2 protein-coding genes and 2 pseudogenes are annotated in these 3,508 nt (G+C 59.7%); all 4 read right to left on the reverse strand.

The window, feature by feature from the left end; all coding sequences use genetic code 11:
* A pseudogene (locus WCA53_RS30470) lies at positions 1–181 on the reverse strand (ABC transporter substrate-binding protein); the annotation flags it as partial.
* A 293-nt stretch (positions 182–474) separates the two neighbouring features.
* Positions 475–957 (reverse strand): cupin domain-containing protein, encoded by a 483-nt coding sequence (locus tag WCA53_RS30475; RefSeq protein WP_423920205.1) that lies wholly within the window; start codon positions 955–957, stop codon positions 475–477.
* A gap of 134 nt (positions 958–1,091) precedes the next feature.
* The gene (gene fusA, locus WCA53_RS30480; RefSeq protein WP_423920208.1) at positions 1,092–3,197 is read right to left on the reverse strand and encodes an elongation factor G; all 2,106 of its coding nucleotides are present in this window, start codon (positions 3,195–3,197) and stop codon (positions 1,092–1,094) included.
* Between the two features lie 198 nt (positions 3,198–3,395).
* Positions 3,396–3,508 (reverse strand): annotated as a pseudogene (locus WCA53_RS30485) (DUF192 domain-containing protein); the annotation flags it as partial.

Below are 3,508 nucleotides of genomic sequence, written 5' to 3' on the forward strand. Positions count from 1 at the left end.
GCGATACACCCAGCAAGCTCGCATGCCGCAACAACGCGCGGCGCGAGAGACGGCCGGCCTTGAATTCATCGATAGCGTGATTGCCGAGTTCCCCCGCCGATGCCCTTGCGTGTTCGAGCGTCATATCGCGCGTCAAATCAAATTGCGAAGGCAATGCGAGGTCGTGTGCGGTTTTCTTCATCGGGCGTTCCGTAGTCGATTGTTGTTCTGGTCTCGCGGACACCCCGCCGACTGGCGACGAGCCGACGATGACCCACGCATTTGATTTCAGTTTAGCCGAGCAACACGCATTCTGATTCCAATGCGGGCGATTGCTGCCGAATTAGAAAGCGGCTGTGGGCCATGCGCGACGTTTGCGTCATCAAGCAGAAAGCCTGATCTGGCCAAGCTCGCCAGCGCGGTAGAAAATTCCGCTCAAGCAATGGCCGCACACGTTCCATTTAGCGAGCGGCCATTTCCATCATGACGCCGATATCACGGCTGATGCGGATGCTTGTGAATCGGATCAACCCAAAAAACTTCTTCAGGCTCTTCGACTGCATCGATATTCAGATTGACCACCACCGCTTCGTTATCGCTGCGAACCAGCACGCATTCGAGCGGTTCATCGGCTAGCGCATTGATCTCCTGATGCGGCACGTAAGGCGGCACGAAAATGAAATCGCCCGGTCCGGCCTCAGCCGTGAATTCCAGGTGATCGCCCCATTTCATGCGCGCCTGGCCGCGGACCACATAGATCACGCTTTCCAGTGCGCCGTGATGATGCGCGCCCGTCTTTGCATTGGGATGAATCGTCACCGTCCCCGCCCAGATTTGCTGCGCGCCGACGCGTGCCGCGTTGATGGCCGCCGCGCGCGTCATGCCGGGCGTCTGCGCGGTGTTCGTATCGAGTTGATTGCCCTTGATCACCTTGACGCCGTGTTCGCGCCAGTCGGTATGCGTATGTTCGTCGCTCATCGCTTCGCCTTTTTCGTTCGTCGTCCGCTTTAGCGCTGTCGCTGTCACTGTCATCTAACAGATAAAAAAGCCCGTTGCCGCCGGAAGGCAACAACGGACTTCGGTTCAGTCTTCAGCCCAGTCGATCGTGAAGCTTACTTGCCCTTCGCGTTCACGACAGCTTCCGCGACGTTGTTCGGCGTCTCGGCGTAGTGCTTGAACTCCATCGTGTACGTCGCGCGGCCTTGCGTGAGCGAGCGCAGCGTGGTCGAGTAGCCGAACATTTCCGCCAGCGGCACTTCGGCGCGCACGAGCTTGCCACCACCGCCCGCGATGTCTTCCATGCCCTGCACAATGCCGCGCCGCGACGACAGATCGCCCATCACGTTGCCCATGAAGTCCTCGGGCGTTTCTACTTCCACGGCCATCATCGGTTCGAGCAGCACGGGCTTCGCTTTACGCATGCCGTCCTTGAACGCGATCGATCCAGCCATGCGGAATGCGTTCTCGTTCGAGTCCACGTCGTGGTATGAGCCGAACGTCAGCGTGACCTTCACGTCGACGACCGGATATCCCGCGAGCACGCCGGCTTTCAGTGTTTCCTGAATGCCTTTGTCGACCGCCGGAATGTACTCGCGCGGCACCACGCCGCCCTTGATGGCATCGACGAATTCGTAGCCCGTGCCCGGCTTTTGCGGTTCGAGCTTGAGCACCACGTGACCATACTGGCCGCGTCCACCCGACTGCTTGACGAACTTGCCTTCAATGTCTTCCACCGGAACGCGGATCGTCTCGCGATACGCCACCTGCGGCTTGCCGACCGTCGCTTCCACGCCGAATTCACGCCTCATCCGGTCGACGAGAATTTCCAGGTGCAGCTCGCCCATGCCCGAGATGATGGTCTGGCCGGATTCCTCGTCGGTCTGAACGCGGAATGACGGATCTTCCTGAGCCAGCCGGTTCAACGCGATACCCATCTTTTCCTGGTCGGGCTTCGTCTTCGGCTCAACCGCCTGCGAAATCACGGGTTCCGGGAAGATCATGCGTTCCAGGATGATCGGATGTGCCGGATCGCAGAGCGTGTCGCCGGTGGTGGCTTCCTTCAGGCCAACCGCCGCCGCGATATCGCCCGCGCGCACTTCCTTGATTTCCAGACGCTCGTTTGCGTGCATCTGGAGAATCCGGCCGAGCCGCTCTTTCTTTTCCTTGACCGCGTTATAGACCGTGTCGCCCGAATTCACGACGCCCGAGTACACGCGGAAAAAGATCAACTGGCCGACGAACGGGTCCGTCATGATCTTGAACGCGAGTGCCGAGAACGGATCTTCATCGGTCGGATGACGTTCCGCGTGCTTGTCGTACTCGTCGATGCCCATGATCGCGGGCACGTCCGCCGGCGAGGGCAGGTAGTCGATCACGGCGTCCAGCATGGCCTGCACGCCCTTGTTCTTGAACGCGCTGCCGCAGAACATGGGGACGATCTCGTTCTTCAGCGTGCGTTCGCGGATCGCAGCCTTGATCTCGTCTTCGCTCAGCGCTTCGCCGCTCAGGTATTTCTCGAGCAGCGTTTCATTTGCGTCGGCCGCCGCCTCGATCATCTTTTCGCGCCATTCTTCAGCGGTAGCGAGCAGTTCGGCCGGGATTTCCCGATATTCGAACCCGACGCCCTGGCTGATTTCGTCCCAGATGATCGCCTTCATCTTGACGAGGTCGATTACGCCCTGGAAATGGTCTTCGGCGCCGACCGGAATCTGCATGGGGACACCCACGCCTTTCAGGCGCTCGCCAATCTGGCGCTGCACGCGGAAGAAATCAGCGCCCACGCGGTCCATCTTGTTGACGAACGCGATGCGAGGGACCTTGTACTTGTTTGCCTGGCGCCACACCGTTTCCGATTGTGGCTGCACGCCGCCGACCGAGTCGTAGACCATGCAGGCGCCGTCGAGCACGCGCATCGACCGTTCGACTTCAATCGTGAAGTCCACGTGTCCGGGGGTGTCGATGATATTGATGCGGTGCTCAGGATAATTCCCCGCCATGCCTTTCCAGAAGGCCGTGGTGGCGGCTGAGGTGATCGTGATGCCGCGCTCCTGCTCTTGCTCCATCCAGTCCATCGTGGCCGCGCCGTTATGAACCTCGCCGATTTTGTGGTTCACCCCGGTGTAGAACAGAATGCGTTCGGTGGTGGTGGTCTTGCCGGCATCGATGTGAGCGCTGATACCAATATTCCGATAGCGCTCGATGGGAGTCTTGCGGGCCACTTGAACCTCCTGTTGAATGAGTGGAGCACATTGCGCGTCTTTCGGTTTTTGCAACCCGGACGGTGGCTCCGAAGCGAACCTTGTCGTGCTTTCGCTGGTTTATCAGGATAGCGCGTCGAGGAGGTCTTTGCAGGATTCTTGCCAGGAGGGGATTTGGGGTGGGTGGGGAGGCTGGGGGCGGCCCCAACCCCCGCTGGCTTATTGCGCTGCCGGCAATCCCTGGATTTTCATGCCCGCGTGGATTCCTTTCGAATCGAACCAGCCCTTGCTCATCTCCAGCGCATACACGCCGTTGTTGGCCGGACAGTGGT

Origin of the sequence: Caballeronia sp. (assembly GCF_049581465.1) — a bacterium.
Taxonomy (GTDB): Bacteria; Pseudomonadota; Gammaproteobacteria; order Burkholderiales; family Burkholderiaceae; genus Caballeronia.